Origin of the sequence: Candidatus Amoebophilus asiaticus 5a2 (assembly GCF_000020565.1) — a bacterium.
GTDB classification, from domain to species: domain Bacteria; phylum Bacteroidota; class Bacteroidia; order Cytophagales; family Amoebophilaceae; genus Amoebophilus; species Amoebophilus asiaticus.
Genome location: NC_010830.1, coordinates 745,508 through 768,156 on the forward strand (window position 1 = coordinate 745,508; position 22,649 = coordinate 768,156).

The 22,649-nt window shown below is 33.8% G+C and carries 13 protein-coding genes and 1 tRNA gene; 8 read left to right on the forward strand and 6 right to left on the reverse strand.

Features of this window, described 5'->3' with window-relative positions:
- The first annotated feature begins 122 nt into the window (after positions 1 to 122).
- Together AASI_RS02965 and AASI_RS02970 are read left to right on the forward strand one after the other, a co-directional pair.
- The gene (locus AASI_RS02965) at positions 123 to 983 is read left to right on the forward strand and encodes a M23 family metallopeptidase (RefSeq protein WP_012472747.1); all 861 of its coding nucleotides are present in this window, start codon (positions 123 to 125) and stop codon (positions 981 to 983) included.
- Between the two features lie 100 nt (positions 984 to 1,083).
- Entirely contained in the window at positions 1,084 to 1,413 is a 330-nt protein-coding gene (locus tag AASI_RS02970; protein WP_012472748.1) for a MerR family transcriptional regulator, read from the forward strand.
- Between the two features lie 151 nt (positions 1,414 to 1,564).
- Here the strand turns inward: AASI_RS02970 and AASI_RS02975 are convergent, their stop codons facing one another.
- Complete coding sequence (locus AASI_RS02975; RefSeq protein WP_083758814.1) at positions 1,565 to 2,500, reverse strand: DMT family transporter; 936 nt, start codon at positions 2,498 to 2,500, stop codon at positions 1,565 to 1,567.
- 365 nt (positions 2,501 to 2,865) lie between these two features.
- A complete protein-coding gene (locus AASI_RS02980; protein WP_148204931.1) occupies positions 2,866 to 4,242 on the reverse strand; it encodes a hypothetical protein in 1,377 nt (458 codons plus the stop codon).
- A gap of 1,283 nt (positions 4,243 to 5,525) precedes the next feature.
- Between AASI_RS02980 and AASI_RS02985 the strand changes: the two genes are divergently transcribed.
- The 4 genes from AASI_RS02985 to tyrS all read left to right on the forward strand — a co-directional run bounded on the left by AASI_RS02985 (position 5,526) and on the right by tyrS (position 10,555).
- Positions 5,526 to 6,227: an outer membrane beta-barrel protein gene (locus AASI_RS02985; protein WP_012472751.1), complete on the forward strand. Its 702-nt coding sequence runs from the start codon at positions 5,526 to 5,528 to the stop codon at positions 6,225 to 6,227.
- A gap of 382 nt (positions 6,228 to 6,609) precedes the next feature.
- On the forward strand, positions 6,610 to 7,338 hold the full coding sequence (locus tag AASI_RS02990) for an SAM-dependent methyltransferase (RefSeq protein ID WP_012472752.1): 729 nt from the start codon (positions 6,610 to 6,612) through the stop codon (positions 7,336 to 7,338).
- 767 nt (positions 7,339 to 8,105) lie between these two features.
- The gene (locus AASI_RS02995) at positions 8,106 to 8,933 is read left to right on the forward strand and encodes an IS5-like element ISCaa6 family transposase (RefSeq protein ID WP_012472753.1); all 828 of its coding nucleotides are present in this window, start codon (positions 8,106 to 8,108) and stop codon (positions 8,931 to 8,933) included.
- A 338-nt stretch (positions 8,934 to 9,271) separates the two neighbouring features.
- Positions 9,272 to 10,555: a tyrosine--tRNA ligase gene (tyrS, locus tag AASI_RS03000; RefSeq protein WP_012472754.1), complete on the forward strand. Its 1,284-nt coding sequence runs from the start codon at positions 9,272 to 9,274 to the stop codon at positions 10,553 to 10,555.
- A gap of 11 nt (positions 10,556 to 10,566) precedes the next feature.
- Here the strand turns inward: tyrS and AASI_RS03005 are convergent, their stop codons facing one another.
- Together AASI_RS03005 and AASI_RS03010 are read right to left on the reverse strand one after the other, a co-directional pair.
- Positions 10,567 to 12,105 carry a YifB family Mg chelatase-like AAA ATPase gene (locus tag AASI_RS03005; RefSeq protein WP_012472755.1) on the reverse strand — a complete coding sequence of 513 codons (1,539 nt, stop codon included), beginning with the start codon at positions 12,103 to 12,105 and terminating at the stop codon, positions 10,567 to 10,569.
- A gap of 241 nt (positions 12,106 to 12,346) precedes the next feature.
- Positions 12,347 to 13,651: a DUF2851 family protein gene (locus AASI_RS03010; RefSeq protein WP_012472756.1), complete on the reverse strand. Its 1,305-nt coding sequence runs from the start codon at positions 13,649 to 13,651 to the stop codon at positions 12,347 to 12,349.
- Positions 13,652 to 14,013: 362 nt separating this feature from the next.
- Here AASI_RS03010 and AASI_RS03015 point away from each other — a divergent pair.
- Together AASI_RS03015 and AASI_RS03020 are read left to right on the forward strand one after the other, a co-directional pair.
- Positions 14,014 to 14,095 (forward strand) — tRNA-Leu (locus tag AASI_RS03015).
- Between the two features lie 40 nt (positions 14,096 to 14,135).
- A complete protein-coding gene (locus AASI_RS03020) occupies positions 14,136 to 15,194 on the forward strand; it encodes a M42 family metallopeptidase (RefSeq protein WP_012472757.1) in 1,059 nt (352 codons plus the stop codon).
- Positions 15,195 to 15,490: 296 nt separating this feature from the next.
- On the opposite strand, the gene AASI_RS03025 is transcribed toward AASI_RS03020, so the two are convergent.
- Positions 15,491 to 17,821 (reverse strand): hypothetical protein, encoded by a 2,331-nt coding sequence (locus AASI_RS03025; protein WP_012472758.1) that lies wholly within the window; start codon positions 17,819 to 17,821, stop codon positions 15,491 to 15,493.
- Positions 17,822 to 17,908: 87 nt separating this feature from the next.
- On the reverse strand, positions 17,909 to 22,633 hold the full coding sequence (locus AASI_RS08590; RefSeq protein WP_012472759.1) for a hypothetical protein: 4,725 nt from the start codon (positions 22,631 to 22,633) through the stop codon (positions 17,909 to 17,911).
- Between the last annotated feature and the right edge of the window lie 16 nt (positions 22,634 to 22,649).

Genomic DNA, 22,649 nt, shown 5'->3' on the forward strand with positions numbered 1-22,649 from the left:
CAAGCTCATCTACCAATAATATGGCGAGAATAAAGTATTACTACGATACCGATACATGCAATTATGAGAAAATAAAGGTATCGAAATGGGACCTCATATTTGATGTTTTAGGGTATTTAACCATGTCATTAGTTCTTGCTGTTGGTATTACCTTGTTTTACCATAAATACTTTGATTCCCCTAAAGAAATTGTACTCAAGCAAGCTAATGAAACTTTAAAGCTTCATTATGAAATGCTTCAACAGGAAATTACTAAAGGCAATGAGATCCTTTCTACCCTACAAGAACGAGATAATAGTCTTTACAGGACTTTACTAGAGGCAGACCCTATACCTGCTACTATCCGTACTGCTGGGGTAGGGGGTATAGATCATTATCAATCTCTACCTAAAGACCATCTTATTGTAGAAGTAGCACAAAAGATAGAGCAGCTGAAGAGGAAGCTTCATATACAAACTAAATCATATGATGAACTTAATCGTTTAGCTAAGAACAAAGAAAAGTTGTTGGCTTGTATTCCTGCTATTCAACCTATTTCTAATAGAGAATTAAAAAGGCTTGCCTCAGGGTATGGTATGCGTTTGCATCCTGTATATAAGGTGATGAAGTTGCATGAAGGGTTAGATTTTGCTGCACCACGCGGAACGCCTATTTATGCTACAGGAGACGGTGTTGTAAAGGATGTGAAAAAGAGTATGACAGGCTATGGAAACCAAGTAGTTATTAATCATGGCTACGGATTCTTAACTCGCTATGCACATATGCAATCCTTTAAAGTGGCTCCCGGAGATAAAGTGAAACGAGGTCAGTGTATAGGTTATGTAGGTAATACAGGTTGTACGTCAGGTCCTCACCTTCACTATGAAGTTATTAAAAATGGTAAAAAAGTAAACCCAACCTACTATTTACTGAGTGGCCTAAGTCCTAAAGAATATGATACACTTATTCGATTAGCTTCTGCACAAAATAAATCTTTAGATTAACATGAAGCCCTGAGCGGCCTTATATATCAATCTTTATTTAGAGACATATATTTATTCGGTGCTCAATAGCATCTATTTTAGTAAGTAACATTGTGTATTTGTGGTTAGCACTGAAAAGAAATATTATACAATAGGAGAAATAGCTGATTTATTTGAAGTATCTACTTCTTTGATACGCTATTGGGAGAAAAGATTTAAACAATTAAGCCCACAAAAGTCTAAACAAGGTATTAGAAAGTATACATCTGAAGACTTGGCAAAGTTTAAAATGATTTATCAGCTTATTAAGGAGCAAGGCTATACTATTAAGGGAGCTCAAGAGATACTTAAAAACAGCACTATCAATAGTGGGTTTAAGGCTCCAAAAGAAGTTATTGAGCACCTAAAGGAAATTAAATCTTTTTTACAAAACTTGCACAAAGATTTATAGTAATACTTAATAAATAATAAGTGGATATAACATAATAATTTATTGATTAGTATTAAATACTATACTGTTGCATTACAAACCTAGAGAATAACTATATAGCTATAATGAGGTATCGTAATGCCTGTTAATACCTACTAATTTAATATCCTACTTATACTTCTGCGTTAAATACTGGCTGTTTTGGTATTTCTTTTTTAGGCTTGTTAATAAAATAAACACCTAATAATATAATGGTTGCTCCTACATAATGTTCCCAAAGTAATTGCTCTCCATCCACTAATCCCCAGCTAAGTGAAACAATAGGAGCTAATAATGCCTCTGTACTGGTAAAAACAGGTGAAGTTATTTTTACTAGTTCTGTTAAAATAATATTAGCTATACCTAAATTAACAATACCTGCAAAAAGAACATACGCTAACGCTTGATAAGACTCAATAGATGTATCCATTTTAATAAAAATATTGGGATGAGTGGCTAAGTATATACCACTAATAATCGCTATTAGTAATAGAGAAACACTTACTATCGTAGTGCTTTTGATATCATTTAGATAATATTTTATAAGGTTAGTGGTATTTCCATATAAACAACTTCCTAAAAGAGATAATAGTATATAATAATTGAAACTACCTGCGAAGAAACGGGATTCAATAATCACTAATAATACCGTCCCTAATATGCCTAAAGAAACACCCAGTATTTCATTCTTAAAGAGTCTCTTCTTAAAGAATATTATCCCTACCATTAATACGAATACAGGAGTTAATGAATTAAGTACGCCGTGTACCCCACTATTAATATGAAGTTGAGCTGTTGCAAAGCAAAAAAGCGGCAATAATGTTCCCACTACCCCTACTAAGGCCAGTAGCTTATAGTGCCTAAATGTAAGTTTTTTAAGTTGAGGTAAAGAATAGGGTAGTAAGACAATTGCGGCTGAACATATACGTAAATAGGCTATTTCTTGAGGTTTGAAGAAGCATAGAGCTTTTTTCATAAGTATGTAAGAGCTACCCCATATACAGGATAGTGTAATTAGTAATACCCAGGCTATTATTCTATTGTTAGGGATTCGAGTTTGGTTGCGCACACTAATTTGTTTTTCGGTTTATTGGATTTATGTAAGTAGTGCGCGAATATACAACTAAAACTGATAATATAAGCGAAGAAGTATAAAATTTGTTAATTAAAGTAGAGGCAAGTTCTTTGTTATATAAGAGATGTATAATGTCCTTTAGACTAAAATTACTAGTAAGAAGAAATACTTTAATGGTGTTCGCTATATAATATATAATACCATACTATAAGCATTATTCTATCTCTAATGGGGAATCAAGCAGGCTGATACTTATATGCGGCTGTAATAAGAAAGGTAAAGGCTTAATAGATAGTTAGGTTAATTATCTATTAAGCCAAGTCCTAAATAAAACTTTATATATTTTGTTATAAGTTTATCTAAAACAGTCCTTTGAGCCTACTTTTTGTATTTTGTGCTTTACGCTTAGCTTCTTCTGCTTTACGTTTAGTTTCCTCTGCTTTACGTAATTTATCTTCTGCTTCATTTACAGTTTGTCCAACTTTACCAAGCATATCGCTGCTACTATCATCAGAAGAGTTATCATCATCTTCATCATCTGTATCTCGGCCGAAATTTAGGATAGTACCTATTTCTAAATGAACTGCTGGCTGGTAAATATCAACAGAGGAATTAGTAGGATGAAAATCAACCACCTTGTCTTTATATTGTTTCCAATCAATGGCTAAACGATAGAAGAATTTAAAGTAATTGTTAAGTTTTCTTTCATGGGCTATGCCTAGACTACCATAGAGTCCAGGACCACGTACCCAGTCAGTAAGATTTTTCCAAGGTTCAGTACCTAAGTCAAATGCTGCCCCTATTTGAGTATCAATAACTATAGCATTTTTATCTTTTTGAAACACTTTGTATGCTAATGTTCCAAATATATTTCCGTTGTAAAACCAGGGATTAGGTGCTTCATAATCGGCATATCCAGAGGCATCTCCTTTAAGTTTTACATGTTTTACATAATGAATTCCTAAGTTACTACCTGCACCTATTCTTAATCTGTTAAAGAATGTGTAATGTAATCCTAAGGTAATAGGTATATTCACGCCCCAAGCTTGGAAATATAAATTGCCCTTGTTAGGAATGTGTATCAGGGAGCGATCGTCGTGTACTACTGTGTCTGGCTGCTTAAATGTAAGTCCTTTCTTATATCTTCTATCAAACCACTCAATTGAATGTGCTTTGTCTTGTTTTGTATCAGACGAATTAGATGATTGTAAGTAGTATTTGTTTTCTCCACGTTTTATCCACAAGTCTAGGTCTTTTGCCTGGTAGTGGAAGTAAGTTGCACCACCTCCGACAGCAAATGTTAAACCTAAATTTTGCCAGAACCCTTTTTTCTTTTTCTTATCATTATCTTCTTTTTCTTCTTTGTTGCCTTCTTCTGCTGTTATTGCTTCAGTGCTTGATTGAACTGTAGGAATATACTTCCCATATCTATAGCCATAATCTCTAATATCAACTCGTTTCCACTTTTTCTGTTGTGAATCATAGGCCCAAAAGCTGTGATATATATAATGTTCGTCACGGTGTATAGAAGTGTCTTCTAGAATTTCTACAGTTTTAAATTCTTCAATACGAGACCAGATATTAGTAGCAGGGTCATAAGAATGGTACTTTCTAATTTTATCAAATTCTTTTTCTACTGGCTCCTTGGTTTTGTCAATGACGCTAGCAATAGACTCCTTTTTAATGGAAGTGTTATCTGCTGTATGCATAGCATATGTAGTAGATAAGCTTATCATTCCTACTAGAGCTATAAATAATAGATTTGTATATATAGTATTTAATAAATTACGCTTTTTGGACATCATATATAAGGTTTCTAAAACTAAAATTTAGTCAAATATTAAAGCTTATAATTTTACATATATTATAAAATAGAATATTGTATAAAGGCCACAATTACCTATTGTACTAATATATAGAATAGAACTTGCTACTAATTATAGAGCATTAATATAGAATATGTGCGCTTTAATTTAGGTAGTTTGTATTCTTTTATAATCTAAATAAATATATAATAAATACGACATTTTTATACTAACTAAGTTCTATTTAAGTCTAAATAATTAGCATAAATATCCTGTTCATTAACTGATCTAGATAAAACATTAAGAATGTTTAGGTTTATCCATATAAAAATATACAAAAGAGTAATAGATTTACCTAACATCTATCTAAATAAAGATATAAAACAGAAATAATAATATGCCTAAGTTTGTCTTATTATTATTTATAAATTAATTGCTGGATATTTTCAATAGGGAATATATGTAAAATGGTTGATGCATGAGAATCAAAGATTCTAGGATGATCTAGTTATTTTATTCTAATTAACCTAAGTTGCTATTAATATATAATATTAATAGGCTTACTACCTAGTCTATATTTGGAATTTGGATGTATTGTTGTTTAATAGCAATAATTCTAGGCTGCTTTTGCATTGCCTAGTAATAACCACAGGCAGTCTTTCTAGTTTATAATTGCAAATTCCAATAAGAAATACAGTAATTCAAGTAAACAATACTTACATATAGCTAGCAACTTGTTTCTAATATTATAATTTAAATAAACTTTGTTAGTAGTAGATAGTGAAGTGCATAGGTGAAAAAATCTAAATGTGGATGGTTGGTATATGCTACGTATCTATTTGTATATTTTAGCTTGTATACCATTTAGGTAGAGTAAGCTTTAAGATATTGGAAGTTAACAGAAATTTAAACATAGAATCTTAAGCTACTATCTAAAATAAATAACCTATCTGCTTATTAGCTACTATAAAGGCAAATAGTCTCAATTTTTAACTCATAAATATTTTAAATTTTACTTTAAAAACCGTATAAACATTTTCTAGGTTGATATTGGAAAGAGCAAGGTTCTTGTTTTTAAATTTTTTTTAAATGCTTTTTCTTGTTTTTTATATATAAACTCTATAATATTGTGCCCATATAAATTATTTATGTTTTTGAATTTATTTTAGTTAAAACAAATAATAAAATTTACAACTTTTAAAATAAGTAATGTTATGAAGCGAATACTTTTAGCACTAGCTAGTGCTTTTACAATAACTTTAAGTGCTAGCACTTATGCAGCAGCACCCCTTTCTTTTGGAATTAAATTGAGTGGTGTTAATTCTACTATAGCAGGGTTAAAGGAAGCTAAAAACCCTTTTGCGGGTAACGAAAGCAACTTTTTGAATATCGGTGGTGCAGGCTTAGCATATGTTGAATATGCATTTAATGATAATCTAGGATTGGGATTAGAAGCAGGATATTTTTTTGGTAAAATAGGTAGCTTTACTCAAAAGACTGACAAAAAGAATACTTATAATATCACTGCACATGGAGTAAAACTTTTCCCTGCCATCAAAATTTATCCTATGGGTAGAGAAGATGAAAACGGAATTCTAAAAATAAATGTAGGAGGAGATCTTTTCATGCCTCTTGGATTAGAAGGGAAAGCGTCTAGTGCTGATAAAGCTGATGTAGCTGATAAAGGAAAAGATTTAACTACTCTTGGAATGGGTGCCTTTGTTGGAGTAGGATATGAATTTCCTTTTGGACTTGAATTAGACTTAAGAGGTAGCTATGCATTTACAAATGTATTTAAAGAAGAGTCTGATTTTAAAAAGACTTACTTAGGTATTACTAATAAAGACCACAAAACTAACTTGATGAATATTAACTTAACAGCAGGTTATAACTTTGCCGTTCTTTTAGAGGAATAATCTAAAAAATTAGATTACATAGACAACGTAATCAGAAAAGCCGGCTTATGCCGGCTTTTTGCTTTTAAAGCTTATATAATAGTAAGATAATTATCATTAACTTTTAATATTTGTAGTTATAACTTCATATACTGCATTATTAGTAAATAAGTATAATATTTCTGGAAGCCGGTGGACAAGCTTAGGGAAATGTGATTTGTATATGCTTGAAAAGTTAATCGCTAAGCAGCTTTTTAAAAATCGTGAATCATATAAGGTAAGCTTTCTTATTTTTACTTAATATATAAAAGCCTATAGCTAAAATTAATATTTGATTACAATTTCCTAGAAATTATTTTTGCATGTAAAGCCATTAATTTGGGGTTGATAAAAATATTGCTATATGAATTCTACTAGTTCTGGTAACCTCTATTTAATTCCTGTTCCAATTGTTGCTAATACATACAATCAAGTTTTACCTGAATATAATAGATATATTGTTCAGCAAATAGAGCATTTTCTAGTAGAAGATGTATCAAGTGCTAGAAAGCATATTAAAGCTATTGGACATGCTAAACCAATTGCAGAGTTGCATTTTAATTGTTTAGATAAGCATAATCCTATGCAGGATATAAGATCTTTTATGCAGCCTTTGCAAGAAGGAAAAGATATAGGTGTGTTAGCAGAGGCTGGCTGTCCTGGAATTGCTGATCCTGGAGCTTGGGTCGTACAGTATGCTCATAAGAATGGTATAACGGTAATCCCATTAGTAGGGCCTTGCTCTATCTTATTAGCACTTATGGCTTCTGGATTTAATGGACAGAATTTTGCTTTTCACGGATATCTGCCTATTGATAAAGTAGGTAGAAAGCAAGCTATTAAAAAATTAGAAATGGCCGCATGGCAAAGTGGGCAAACACAAATTTTTATAGAAACGCCCTACCGTAATGATATTATATTAGAAATATTGTTAGAAACTTGTAGACCTAGCACTTGGCTTTGTATAGGAAAAAATATTACTGATCCAAAAGGATGGATAAAATCTAATACTATACAAAACTGGAAAGAAGATAAGCATATGCTTCATAAAGTACCTACTGTTTTTCTACTTGCTCGTCAAGAACAATTTTAAACCATAAGCTTTAGATCTATAAACAATAAATAGCTTGTTTGCCTAAGTTGCTATCTATTAGCAACAGGTATTGTGAACCATTGTAGCTTATAGTTATTCTACGATGTTTTATCTTATTAATAATTCATATTCATACAGAATAATTCTCAATTCTCTGAGTAATAGATATTAGCAATTAAATAATAGAAAACCCCTTCGTATATAATTTTATTTGCCCTATTATACTTGCTGTTACATAGCGGTTATGCTATTGCATATCCTACTAACCTTACTCATCAGGTAGATATTGATATTACAGGGTCTTTTTATCATATAGGTAATAGTAATAATACTGCTTATAGGTAATAGTAATAATACTGCTTATACAGCTGCTCCCAGGACCCTTGATAAGGATGGATTTTTTGTATTTAATCCTAGTATAGGCCTTGGATGGTCCTTTAGGCTTATATAAATTTTTTGACTCATTACTAAAGTCATTTATCTTCCTGATTGCAATGACAAAATATTTTTTTATGTTTGGTGGTGGTGTCAGATATTGTTACTTCTTTAATGAGCGTTTTTCTGACAATATAAATACTATGACTACCTTATCTGCTCGACAACAATGTTATACTAGCATATACAACTATGATATTTTTCCTGTTGTCTTATTAGGAGCAAAATATCGTTTACAAACGATAAGATATTAGACCTACTGCGAAAGAGGTTGATAAAGAGAGTAGAAAAGGTTAAAATGTAATCCTTGTTATATACTAAAAGGAATAAGTATGCATTTAACCTACACCAGAATAAGCAAGTACCCATACAATTTTAGAAGAATAACTGGATTGAGGCTAGAAACATTTGATAAATTAGTTCAAAAAGTAAGGCCTGTCTTTGAAAAGTTAGAAGCGAGCAAGCTGCGCCATGGACGTCGGAGCCATTTACCTACCTTAGAGGATAAACTGCTCTGTGTTTTGGTATATTACCGCACCTATATTAGCCATGTATTTCTAGGCTACTTATTTAACTTACACAACGCTAACATATGCCGCTTGCTAAGAAAAATGGAGCCCTTACTAGCTAAGAAAATTAGCATTAAAAAAGATAGGACTTTAACCCCAGACAAGGTATTGCGCATATTAGCAGATGTAAGTGAACAGCCTACGCAAAGACCTAGTAAAAAGCAAAAGAAATCTTATTCAGGCAAGAAAAAGAGACATACCATAAAAACAGAGATAGTCATCAGAGAAGATGGGAGAATACTGTCTGTCTCCAAATCACATAAAGGAAGAGTGCATGACTTTAAAATCCGTAAAGGAGAAAAACCCTTACCTAAAGAAAGCTTAAAGCTGGCAGATAGTGGTTATCAAGGCTGGCAAAAGCTACAGAGCAATGTAATGATACCCTACAAAAAGAGCCGTAAGCGGCCATTAACCAAAGAGCAAAAAGACCATAACAGAAAGCTAGCCTCCATACGCATGAAGGTAGAGCATAAGATAAGAGAGATCAAGGTATTTAAAATTATGGCAGAGGTATACAGGAATTTTCAGAAAAAATATAACCTTCGCTTTAACATTATATCCGGGCTTATAAACTTCAAGTACGCTTTTTAACAAATAATGTCGCTAGAGCCAAGCTCCCTTCTTTATTTTATTTAAAATTCTACTCTATTTTACCTCTTTCGCAGTAGGTCTATTAGAACTGAATTTTCCTGTTGCACCTAGAAACTCTAGCTTTGATGCTATAGGTAGCTTCTGAGCTTTACTTAGCAGTTTGCAATTAAGCTCCCTTATTTCAAGCTAATATTAGCAATGAATCTAATCTAACTTTTAAGTTAAATTAGTACTGAAATTCTTAAGGCTATTGAGTTATTCTTTTAGTAATTACATAGTAATATAATGTTTGTTTATCTTTATACGATTCCTTGCTTATAATTTATTACACAAAGAGCATGTACGACTTTATTGCAAATTTACGTTGGCGTGGAATGATACATGATATCACGCCAGGTTTAGAAGCCCAGTTACAAAAAGAGATGATAACTGGTTATATTGGTTTTGATCCTACAGCTCCTTCATTGCATGTAGGAAATCTGGCTACTATTATGCTGCTTAAACATTTTCAACTAGCAGGACATAAGCCTATTGCCGTAGTAGGGGGTGCTACAGGGATGATTGGAGATCCTTCATTTAAGTCAACTGAAAGAAAATTCTTGTCCGAAGAAGAATTGCTACATAATCAATCATGCATTATGAAACAGTTGAAGTGTTTTTTAGATTTCTCCTCGAGTGCCAATACAGCCGAGTTACTCAACAATATAGATTGGTTTAAAGACTTTGGTTTCTTGAGATTTCTTCGTGAAGTAGGCAAGCATATTTCTATTAATTATATGATGGCTAAAGAGTCTGTAAAAAGGCGCTTAGAAGATGGTATTTCATTTACTGAGTTTTCTTACCAGTTGCTACAAGGATATGATTTTTATTATTTATATAATACAAAAGGTGTAAAACTACAAATGGGTGGGGCAGATCAATGGGGAAATCTTACCACAGGTATAGAACTAATTCGTAGAAAAACTGGTGAAGAGGCTTTTGCTTTAACTGCACCACTTATCACAAAGGCAGATGGTACTAAGTTTGGTAAGTCAGAACAAGGTAATATTTGGTTAGACTCTACTATGACATCACCATATGAATTTTATCAATTTTGGTTAAATTGTACAGATGAAGATGCTTGTAGGTTGATTAAAGTATTTACACTGTTAAGCAAAGAAGAAATAGATAATCTTATTGAATTACATGTGCAAGCTCCACATCAGCGTATCTTACAAAAACAAATAGCTAAAGAGCTTACTATTAGGGTTCATTCTGAAACTGACTATATGCAGGCTAGAAAGACCTCAGAGTTACTTTTTGGTCATGCTACGGCAGAAGATTTGTGGGAACTGAGCGAGAAAGACTTTAAAGTTATTTTTAAAAGCATTCCAGAAGTACACATAACGCTTACACAACTAACAGAAGCAGAACATATGTTAGATTTGGTTGCTAGTACAGGCTTTGGAATTATGTTTAACTCTAAAGGTGAAGTGCGTAGAGCAATACAAGAAGGAAGTTTATCTGTTAATAAAGAAAAAATAACAGATCCTCTTCAAAAACCTAATTTAAAGCTACTACAAGATAAATACTTGTTGGTACAGCGTGGTAAGAAGCACCATTATCTCATAAAAGTAAGTTAGACTATATAATGTTAGCTGCCCCAGGTTTGTCTATCTAAGCTTCTATAATGTATAGCTTCGGCTAAGTGGTTTTCTCCAATAGTTTCGCTATTGGCTAGATCTGCAATAGTACGTGATACTTTAAGTATTCTATCATACGCTCTAGCAGAGAGTCCCAGTCTTTCCATGGCTGTCTTAAGCAGATTTTGTCCTAACTTAGAAATACAACAAATATCTTTTACCATGGCCGAAGGCATCATAGCATTCGTATAGATGCCACTATGTTTTTTGAAACGCTCTTGTTGTATATTTCTGGCCTCGATTACTCTAGCTTGTATAGCAGCACTATCCTCTACCTTTCGTTTGGCAGTCATCTCATCAAAAGGTACAGGAGTAACTTCTATATGTAAGTCAATTCTATCTAATAAAGGCCCACTAACCTTATTTAAATAACGTTGTACGGCTGATGGGGGACATACACATTCTTTACTAGGATGGTTATAATATCCACAGGGGCATGGATTCATACTAGCAATGAGCATAAAATTAGCAGGAAAGTCAACTGATATTTTAGCACGGGCCACTGTTACTTTTCTTTCTTCTAAAGGTTGCCGCATGACTTCTAGCACGCTTCTTTTGAACTCAGGCAATTCATCTAAAAATAATACACCATTGTGTGCTAAAGAGATTTCGCCTGGCTGTGGTATTGTGCCACCACCTACTAGAGCCACGTCACTGATAGTATGATGAGGAGAGCGGAAGGGTCTGCTTGTCATAAGTGTACCTTGTTTGCCTAGCTTCCCTACCACAGAGTATACTTTGGTAGTTTCTAAAGCTTCATGTAAGTTAAAGCTGGGCAAAATAGAGGGGATACGCTTAGCTAGCATAGTTTTGCCAGCACCAGGAGGGCCTACCATAATAACATTATGTCCACCTGCAGCCGCAATTTCCAAAGCTCTTTTTATATTCTCTTGCCCTTGTACGTCTGCAAAGTCTAAAGCATAACTTTGTACTTTTTCAGCAAATATTTCTCTAGTATCTATTGTCAGCGGTTCTATATGTTGGCTTCCAGAAAAGAAAGCTAAGGTCTCTTGGATATTTTTGACCGGTATAATGTCTAGGTTATTGACAATAGCAGCTTCGTGCGCATTTTCTTGCGGTAGTACAAATCCTTTAAATTTTTTAGCACGTGCTTCTATAGCAATTGGCAATGCTCCTTTAATGGAACGCAAAGTACCATCTAAAGCAAGTTCACCCATTATTACATACTCCCCTAATTGACGAAGGGCATATTGTTTGGAAGCTTGTAAAATACATAGGGCAATCGGTAAATCATAAGCGGCTCCTTCTTTGCGAATGTCTGCAGGAGCTAAGTTAACAATTACACGCTGGCGAGGCATTTCACAACCTATATGTTTAAGAACAGATTCTATCCGATGTTGACTTTCTTTAATAGCATTGTCAGGCAGCCCAACCATATAGAGGTGAGTCCCTTGAACTATATTGACTTCTATAGATATTAGAGAAGCGCTAACTCCATATACAGCGCCACCAAAAGTGCTTGTTATCATAATTAAATGCTCTCTGTTAACTACGAATGTTTGAAGTTACTCTATTAGATTTTAATTAGTCTAATCTAAGCAGATTCACTAACTCAACCAAAAATTTATTTATAAAGCTTGAATAGTTGTGTACAGAAGTATTGAATGGCTAGCTGTTAGATATAGAAATATTGATGCTAGCATACTTAATTTTAAATTGTATTGCACCACAAGTATTCAAGGTTAATGGAAGCTCTATAAAATCTGCTACTTACTTACTAGTTAATGGGGCTTTTAAAAGTGTTATCCCTATGTTACAATTTAAACATTTCTTTTGAGTACAAAAGTTATTAAAAAGTTCTATAAGTGCTTGTGAATCAAAAGCATTCTCTACTTGCATACCTAACTTTTTCCATTTATGAGTTATGTTATTATGTTCAGGTGGTAAGCTTTGAAGTAATGCTATAGCTCCATCAATATAAGAAGACTGATCATGTGATTTTCCATAGGCTACTAACAAAGGTACGACGGTATTAATAAAAATATTTTCAATACTGCTTACACCTAGGCCTGGTACTTTTCTTGTACTTGATTTTTCAAAAGTATAGTGTTGTTGCCAGTAGCTAGATTGTATAATGCATAGTTCGTTCCTTAATATCTCTGGGCGTGTATGTATTAACCAATCAAGTAGATGCTCTTGTTGGTGTAGTATTTGTGCTAACTGGGATATACGTATGGTAGGAAAGTTGGCTGGACGGAGTCTAAAGAACTTCCAATGTATTTTACTGAGTTTTGCTGTATTAAGCTGATACTTATGTGATAAATAAGTATATTCTTGGACTAGACTAGCTCTATAGCTATCTGGGATTTCTTTATTGTTGGTGGTCAAAAGGCCAGCCTGTCCTAACAGTAATGCTTCAAGCTGTAAAGGCTGGTTTCTATGTTTCTTAATTATTTTTAGTGGTAAAGTTAAGCTTAACTCTAACATAGCAGCACTATTAATCTTGAAGCCAAAGTTATAAGCTAACAGTTGGTAGGCTGTTTCTTCCCAATCTCCTTGGTTATTAGCTAATAGCTGGTATACAAGCGAGTTCTTATTAGTAAGCCTTTGAAAAAGTGCTTTATCTAACATAGAGGTTTTTACAATATCTGCTACTTGGTGTATTTGATTTTCACATGGTATGGTTCTTGGTACTTGAATTAGCTCTTGATATTGTTGTAAGAGGGTAGGTGAAGTCCTGTTTTTCAAGCTTAAGGTAGGTAATATGGTGTTATCTTTATGTTGAATAGTTTTGTCATTATCCCAAACTACATGCAAAATAACATTTTCGTAGGCTGGATCTAAATGATGTTTATGCGCTTGCCAAGCAGAGGCTTCTACATGTAATTCTATATGACCATGCCAGCTAATATCATTAAGTATAACATGCGCATTTAAAAAGTCAGGTCCTGCATGGTCGTTACTTATACCTGGCGAAAGAATGATTAGTTTCTCACCTTGGCAAGTAGTTAGATTCTGTTTGTCAAAATATTGAAACTTCCAAATATAGTGTAAATACTCTTCTTGTATTTTCATATGCTTACTGATACCATATATACCAATTACTCATAATAGTACTTATATTGTTATAGATTTTATTGTAACGTTATGATAGTTAAATGTTAAAAATATTACAATAATATTACTTGGATTTTTATGCTTAATAATTGTGCTTTTACCAAGAAAGAGAATTTATATTTAATGTTCCTTGTATAAAATAAAAAATAGGATAATAACTAAATTTAGTATTTGAAGCAGATGGAGATGAGTTGTAAAGTTTTTATAAATAGGTCTGTAAATTTTCTTTTTATATAGCTATATATGAATAAAATTATAATATTTCATTGCTTTACTTTTTAAATAGTTCTTAATTTTACAGTAGCTATCAAAAATAATTTGCGCAAGTGGTGAAATTGGTAGACACGCCATCTTGAGGGGGTGGTTCCGTTAGGTGTGGGGGTTCGAATCCCCCCTTGCGCACATACAAGTCACATATAGCTACTATAAAGACTTTGATCTTATGCAACTTAATCTACCATTATTTAAAAAAGTCAGTGAAACACCCGGTGCTCCCGGATTTGAGCAGCGTATTCGCCAACTAATTATAGAGGAAATAAGAACTTTTGTAGACCATGTAGAGGTTGACCATATGGGTAATCTTATTGCTGTAAAATATGGTGTTCAGCAACCAAGCCATGAAAAGAAAGTAATGGTAGCAGCACATATGGATGAGTTGGGGCTGATAGTTAAATACATAGACCAAGAAGGTTTTATTAGGTTTCATACATTAGGTGGATTTGATCCTAGAAGTCTTATTGGTCAGCGGGTGATCATACATGGTAAGCAAGATTTGGTAGGCGTCATCGGCATAAAAGCCATACATTTTATGACAGAAGAAGAAAGGAAACGCCCACTCGAAATTAGTGATTTATACATTGACATAGGTAGAACGCAACAACAGGCTGCGACCTATATATCTATAGGTGATTCTATTACACGCGAAAGAAGCTTGATAGAGTTAGGTAATTGTATTACTGGCAAGTCGCTAGATAATCGAACAGGTGTATTTGTGCTTATAGAAGCACTACGTACCCTACAAGAAGTACCTTATGATGTTTATGCTGTTTTTACAGTGCAAGAGGAAGTGGGCCTACGAGGTGCACAAGTGGCTGCACATCATATTGAGCCTTATTTTAGCTTGGCATTAGATACCAGTACTTCATTAGATGTGCCTAATGTGCAACCCCATGATAGGGTCGCTAGATTAGGTGATGGGGCAGGAATTAAAATTATGGATGGCCATACCATATGTGACTGTCGAATGGTAGACTATCTGAAGACAATAGCAACTCAACATAATATTGCTTGGCAAACAGATATTAAAGCAGTAGGAGGAACTGATACTGCTCCCTTGCAACGTATGCCTAAAAAAGGATCTATTGCAGGAGCCTTAAGTATTCCTATACGCTATGCTCACCAAGTGGTAGAAGTAGTACATCAAGCCGATGCAATATCTGCTATACAGCTTTTACAACAAGCTTTAGTTGGCTTAGATACTTATAGTTGGGAGCAAGTTTAGTTAGTAATAAAATATACATTGAGCAGTTGATCATGAGATTATTTTAAGCTAACCTGAAAGAGTATAACTTCAATGGTATATCCTACCAGAGAAGCCTTTTTATACATTCTCTACCACTAAAATGAGGTGTGATACATCTTAGAATAGAACATTTTTGACCTGTATAACCCACCAGAGTCTATCCTCGATGGGTATATAGGCTGGCTTATGCAGGAAGATAGAAAACCAACACACCTTAGTTAGATTGTCCGACAAAGACGTGTAGGGATGATTCTATTTTTTTTCAAATTAACATGTTACGGAGCCGGTTGATTTGCAGGTTCTCGTCCTTTCGAATCTTCTAACATAGGCATGATACCTTGTGGGATACCATTTTTAGGTAAGTTAAGTTGGCGCTGTTTGATAAGCTGATTAAACTTCTGAGCCTGAGTTGATTCAATTTCCTGAGAGGTTATAAAGACTGGTATGTTTTTGTCCGCCTGTACATTTTGCCCGGTTGGGCTACTCTTTCCAACTACATCTAAGCCAAAGAAAAAGGTTGTAGGAGAATCAGAACTTGTGGCGCTTTCGCTTCGATGACTAGTATGGGTAGTTGATCTATCTACACCCAAGATAATGTCTTTGGTTTCCATAGGATATTCAGAAATAGATAAAACTTTAGCTACGCTAGGCGAAACTTTTTCTACCAATTTTTGGATGTGGATCTTTTGGACTTCTAAATAACTGTGGGTAGCTATAAGAATTGAATCCTGCAGGTTTTTACTAAATTCTATGTCAAATACCAAATCTCCTATGGTTAAGAATCCACTAAAAGTCTTCTCATAAGCTCCTAGTTCATTCTTCTTAAGATCAATCTGCACTGTTATATCTATTGCATTATCTTCTTCTATTTCAAATTGTGCTTCTCCTGTAAAACGGAATGCTTGTACAAGCGTTTCAAAATAAAGTTCCAGGTTAGAAAAGGTAAGCCCTTCTAATACTTGAGGAAAATCCGAGTCACTCAATCCAAACTGCTTAGCCATATATTTCAGCAGCTTGTTGATGGATATTTCCTGGTACAGGCCTGTACTTCCTGTAAACTCCCAGCCTTTATTGGATTCTTGACTATCTTTCATGGCTACAAGTTTAATAGGTACCTCAGCTATATATAAAACACTAGTAATGGTAGCAAAGGTGCTATAAGAATCATGTTCGAGTTGCATAGACATGTTCTTTAAAGGCAGAGGCTTAGCACCCTTAGCTCCTTGTAATGCTAATTCCCATCCATCTGCTATTTCTATTTCAAAATTATAGGTTTTTTGTTGGATGTCAGCTTCTACGGACAAGTCAAGTACTTCTACTTCTGGCAAATGTGCTTGGGGGAAGAAGTGCGTAAAAAGTTGGCTGAAGTTTACAGTTTGATAAAGGCCCAGATCTCCATAGAAGACAAAATCAGGTAAGCCAGCAGAAACCTCTACAATACCTCCCCCTACATTAAAGTCACTAAGTATGTAAAACTGAGTGTTTTTGTTATTCCCAGGGGTAATGTCCCATTGTAAGTCTAAGTTCTCTATAGAAATGATATCTTGAATAAGACTAAGTCTTTTCCAATTTTCATGAGTTCCTATGCTTAAAAAGATGTGAGAAATGGCTGGTGAGATAAGGGATAGCGTTAGCTTAAGCTCATGTATTGCTAATTCATCTCCTTTGAGTTCTATAGGAAATCTTGCATAATCCTTAGGGAAGTATTCTTTAAAGGTAGCAAAGCCTGGAAAAGGAATAGATTGGTCATTTTGAAACATCAGGCTGGTGCTTCCAATAGGCCATACAAGTTCCATGCTTTGAGATTGTTGATCTTCAATGCTAATTTCTCCTAGTAAACTGACACCTGAAAAAGGTCTAATATCATAGACAGAGGTACTGGTATAGAGCTTTAACTGGTTGATAGCAAACTTGAAAATATCTAATTCTTTTTCTAATGAGAGATCCGCAATCAGTTGTAGTTGTGCATGGTCTTCTTCTTGCTGTTCAACGTGTCCATAAAAATAAGTAGATAGGCTACCTGATATATTCATAAATTGTAGCAAATTGGCAGAAAGCAGAGGTAAGCTGTAAAGATCAAGTATACACAAGTAGTTAATCCCTGAATAGATCCTCTTATTCTCGTATAGATCTGGGTTGACGTTGACTAATTTTAGCTTGCCGTGAGGAGTATGACCTTCTGGAAAGTCATGCGAAGAGAAAAGGGCTTGTATAGGTTCTACAAAACTAAGCCTATTAAAAAAAGAAGCAGTGGTTTTGGCTTCTGGCATCATGGGTGTGTAAGGAGGTAGGTCTGGATAAGCCCAGGAAAAATTCCAGATTTTAGGTAAAACAGCTGCTATCAAACAAGCGATATCTTCTTGGTAGATGTAAAAGACTATATTAATATTTTGGTAATAGATACCCAATAGAGAATCAGCAGTAGCTTGAAATTGTATGTAATCAGCTCCTTCTTGTAAGGAGTTGTCTTTTATTTTAAGTTTTAGCGTATTCCCAAAGGCTTGTTTTAGTTGTTTGGCTAATGGTGCTGAACCAAGTCCATCAGCATCTAGTTGTAAGGAGCCTGTGGCTACTTTACCTTTAATTTTCTGAAGTTTTTCATGCATAATGATGAGTAAGTTATAAAATGTATGGTAAATTGTTTTTTGTTCTAACGTTCACTACCAATTAGTAGCTGGATCATACGCATACCTTTATAGACCAACAAAATCTTGGGTTTCTAGCTTTTTGTAAAACTCAAATATACGTTTAAGCTCTTTCAAAGCTAATTTAGCTTTATTATCTTGGCGCTTCCGTTTTCTACTTGACTGCTCTTCTACTTTTTGGTTTTCTTCTTCTTTTTCTTTCTCCTTGCCTTGTTTTTTTTCACTACTTGTGACTAAGGACAGGTATGGCAGAGTATATAAATTTCTTTTTTTGTCTCCTTCTCCATCTCCCTCCCCATAGCCTACCTCCATAACTTTAACTTCTGTATCTCCTTCTCCATAGCCTACATCCATAACTTTAACTTCTGTATCTCCTTCACCTGATATATCTTTGTCTTTAACTTTTTCACTTTCTTCATCCACATCTATTCTCCGTCTTTTTTTAGATCCTTCTAAATGTCCACCTATAATATTATGTGAACTTTCCAGATCTTCATCTCTTTTTTTAGATCCCCCCACTTGTAACCTCCCTGATAAATGTCTATTCATAATGTTAAATAAATTTTCCAGCTCTTTTTTAGAGTACTTTTCCAACTTACCGCCTCCTGGGTAAAAGGACTTTTTGCACTCCTCTAAATCCCCCTTTAAATCTTCTAGCGCCTTCAATACTATATCATCTGTTGGTGACAATCGTCCATCAATTGCTTTTTGTAGTTTTTCAATTTCAGATGCATACCATTTAATTATTTCATTAAACTTATTTGCTATCAATCCTGCTATCAATACCCTTTCCTCCGGAGTTAGTCCAGCGCCTCCCTTATCATATAAATCTTGCACTCTATCTCTATCTCTTTCTAATTCTAAGTTATTTGTAAATTCATCCAATCCATTTATAATATCAAGTGTTTTTTTCATGCACTCATACTCTTCTGGAGTTGGGATGAGATCTTGGACCCTTGCTCTAATTAAAGCATTATATTCCTTTTTCTTTCCAGTAGCTATATAAAGTACTCGCTCCACAGTATAATCTAAAATCTGACACTCGTTGTAGTCAAGGGATTCACTTTGGCCATCAAAGATGTGATCAAATACTTTTTGATTGTTATAGTAGTGCCTGTAACGTATCCGGCGGGCTAAGGGAAGGTCTAAGAAATAGTTTTTATTTAAATTGGCTAAAAGCATCCGGGCTGCTTTTTTTATGGTTATATATTTGTCTGACAAGGATGGTATGTTGCCTGAATTTTCTCCTCCTTTTTCCTTTTCTTTTCCCTTTCCTTCAGGTTCCACTATTATTGCTCTATACTTCTTCCTTATTTCCTCTACCAAAGTTTTACGGGCATTTTGGAGCTTTTCATGTCTCCTGAGTTTATATGAACTGGAGCTATGGTCGCTCTTAACAAAAAAGCTATCTATAATAGATATTACAATATCTACAATACTTGGAATATCAGTTACTGTAGCCGTTAGGCTAACCTCTACGTTTGTCTTTTCTGCTTTATTATTGCTTGCTTCTATATCTACAGTACTTGGAATATCAGGTACTGTAGCCGTTAGGCTAACATCTACGTTTATCTCTTCTGTTTTATTATTGCTTGCTTCTTCGTTTGTTTCTATTATCCCATCTCGTTCTTTGAAAATGTTTAATACTTTAGTCCAAAATTCTTCTTCATTATCTATATCTATGCCTTTTATTAATTCGTTTATAATGTTCTCTCTGGAATAATTACCAGGCATCCATGTACCTTCATTAGGCATCAGATAAGCTGTGATCCTGGCCTTTATTTCTTTGTTGTAACTCTTACTATGGGTTATTTTACGTTGCCCTATTTCTATGGCGAGTTGCTCTGTATTGCAATGTTTACTTCCTGATACAAAATTGCCGAGCTCTTCGATCCCTCCATCACCGTGTCCTAATAGGTGGCACCACTCTTGGTCTGTTCTTACAGAATTGATGTCTATACCACTGATATCTAGCGTACTTCCATTACCTGAATCTGGGCTACCAATATTATCTTGTACCCATTGTGTTTTGACCATTTTATCTGTACTAACAACATACTTAGCAAAAGAGGTAGCAGGAAGCCTAGAATCAGTGATTTTGGGATCTTTTTGTTTGATATCTTCATAAAAATGGAATTTTTTTAATGCTGATGCCATTTCAGTAGCAGCATCAAGACGATCATTTTCATTTTTGCCTAAAGACACGCCTTGAAGATTTTCTCCTTTTTGCTCTACACGGTTGGGGGATTTGATGGAGCCGAAAAGAGCAGTCCATCTTCTTGTTAAAATTGGAGCGTTAGATTTGCTATTTATATTATATGTGTCCTCATTATCCTCCGTTAGATTATATATAGCATCTTTAGTATTATACTTATTTATATCCTTTATATTTGTATCACTATTCAACGTACGAGTCTTATAAGGCTTAACTGTAGGATTATTTTTCCTTTTTACATACTCTTTAAATTGCTTGTAGTATTCAACCCAGCTATTTGACTCAAGGATGGTTGATTTTCCTTTAACATTCCTTTCTTTATGAGTGGGCCAATTAGTTGGAAAGAGGTCTTGCGTAGCAGGTTTTATATCTACACGTTTATTATGATCCAAGTCCATATAATAAGCCATTAATTCGGCATAGGGCAACCATTCCTTATCCATGTTGGGAATGACCCACCGATAATCTACCTCGTCTATTCTATCAGCTCGCATGCCATAACCGCTGCCACCTCGTCCTTCTCCTATATTAACAGAGGATAAAAAGCTTTGAAGTTCACCGTTATTGTCTGTGTAGTAAAAACACTTATATTTAGTAGGTAATAGCTGAGCCTGATCCTCGGCATATACTTGAGCATTTGTTTTATTTTCTTCTTGCTCATTTGTATGTCCCATGTTAATGTTCTTTAAGATGGTTTCTTTATTCAGCCTATATACCGTAGTAGTTATCTTTGTTGCCTTGTCCTTAACGGCTAGTTTGTTAACGAAATGTTTAAGCCAATATAAATATCGTTTATCTGTATCTACATCATGCTCAGCGTGATCATTTCCAGTAAGCCTTGTCTTGCAATCATATATGTAGGTATCTTTTTTTTTATATGTTAATTTTTCTTTTCCATCTTCTTCTTTTTCTTTAGCATATTGGTAATATTTGGTCTCTTCATTAGTATCTAAATACAAGGGCTTAGCATCATTATTGACGTACACACCGAAGTAGCTTTCGCTTTGATATTGGAAATATGAATCGTTGGTAATTGCAATGGGTAAGAATTTGTAATTTTCAGAATTTGGGTCTATTTGTTTTTCTTCCGAATTTTTCCATTCTTCTTTTTTATTATCCCCTTCACCTAGATTGTTGTTTATATTCCCAAGTTGTATGGGATCAAAATATATTTTATTATACATCACAACAGAAACACGCTTGAGTTCTGTTAGTATTTCCTCACCTTTGTCATCCTCTATAGCTATATCCGTTTGTTCTTGAAATTTGTAATAATACTTGCTTTCTTCTTCTGCAATCTTCCTCAATATCTTCGCTATTGTGAGGTCATCTGCTTTTATATAGCCAATTAGGCAGTCCTTTCTTATCTTATTGTTTAATTCTGCTTCATATTTCTCTAATGATTCTTTCTCTAATTCTTCTAGATTTTTTCCCTCTAATTCTGTTTTATATATCTTTAATAATTTGTTTCTTAATTGTACTAGATCTTTTTTCTCTAATTTTGTTTCATATATCTCTAATAACTCATTCTTTAATTGTGTTGGGTTTTTTTTCTGTAATTCTATTCTTTTATATTTAATTAATAATTCGTGTTTTAATTGTTTTGAAGCTTTTTCCTTTACTTTTGTGTCATCTTCTTCCTGTAATTTCTCTAAGTCTTCCTGTAATTTCTCTAAGTCTTCCTTTAACTTCTTTAAGTTTTCCTTTAACTCGTTCTCTAATCTTGCTTGATACTCCTTTAACTTGCTATCTGATTGGCTAAGTAAGCTTGCTTTTTGTTTCTCTAATGGTTTGTTCAATTCGTCCCTTAATTGTATTAGATCTTTTTTCTCTAATTCTGTTTCATAACCCTTTAATAATAATTGTGTTGGGATTTCTTTCTTTAATTCTCTTTTATATTTCTTTAATAATTCACTCTTTAATTTTGTTTCATCTTTTTTCTGTAATTGCACTAAGTTTTTCTGTAATTTTTTTAAGTTTACATTTAATTGCTTATTTGATTTTGCTGTAAATTTCTCTAAGTTTTTTTGTAAGTGTGCATTTAATATTGCTTCATATTTTTCTGATAATTCGTTTAATTCAGTCTCTAATTTTTCCTTTAATTCTATGTCATATTTACTTAGCAATCGTTCCTGTAACGTTGTCTTTGGTTCTGCATTTAATATTGCTTCATATTTCTTTAGTAATTCATTTTTTAATTGTGTTGGGTCTGTTGTATTTGTATATCTGTTTAATAATTCTTCCTTTAATTTGTTATGTAATATATATATTCTTTTTCCCTTTGGTGCCTTCTCTAACTCTAATTCTGCTGAATAGTTTTTCTTTAATTCTTCTTCATAGTTTCTTAATTCTTCAACAGTTTCCTTCGTCCTCCAAATTTCTAATAATGTCTTATTGAATTCTTCGCTATAGTTGGTTTCAGTAATTTCAGGAAGTTCACCGTTGCTAAAAAATTTATCTGGATAAATGTTTTTTAAGATCTTTGTGTAGTAGTCTTTAGGTGCGTTATTAAAATCATTAGACTTATTTTGTCCCTTGAATGCGATAAATTGTCCCATGTTAGATTAAATTTAA